The sequence below is a fragment of the Pseudoalteromonas sp. SIMBA_162 genome, from assembly GCF_046535955.1.
GTDB lineage: Bacteria > Pseudomonadota > Gammaproteobacteria > Enterobacterales > Alteromonadaceae > Pseudoalteromonas > Pseudoalteromonas marina.
In genome coordinates, this window is the sequence record NZ_JAWJBQ010000151.1 from 1 (window position 1) to 347 (window position 347).

1 protein-coding gene is annotated in these 347 nt (G+C 34.3%); it reads right to left on the reverse strand.

Annotated features, from left to right (window positions below):
- Window positions 1-104 precede the first annotated feature (104 nt).
- On the reverse strand, window positions 105-347 hold a 243-nt coding region (locus R0J88_RS19115), incomplete at its 5' end, for a MaoC family dehydratase N-terminal domain-containing protein (protein ID WP_410900746.1).

The following is a 347-nucleotide window of genomic DNA, read 5'->3' on the forward strand; positions in this document are numbered from 1 at the left end:
GAAACCCCTTTTCCAGAGCGATAGGTAAAACTGTGTGAATCTCATTAAAATCACCCCATGCCCCAGAATATTTAACAAAATCAATTGCTTGCAAGGAACCTAATTCAATCATCGGAAGCTCCATCGTTTGCCTCCCCATCAATTAATATTAAAGTGGCTTGACTGATTGCAACGACAGTGTTCCTTTGATTTTTATAAATTGTTTCTATTTTGAAGAATGTTTTTCCATTTTTTTTATATTGATCTTTTACTATTAACTGAGAAGTAATAATATCTCCTTCGTAAACATCCTCATAGTATTGATAAGATTGCTCCCCATGAAGAACCTGATTTGGAGTAAGTTGTAG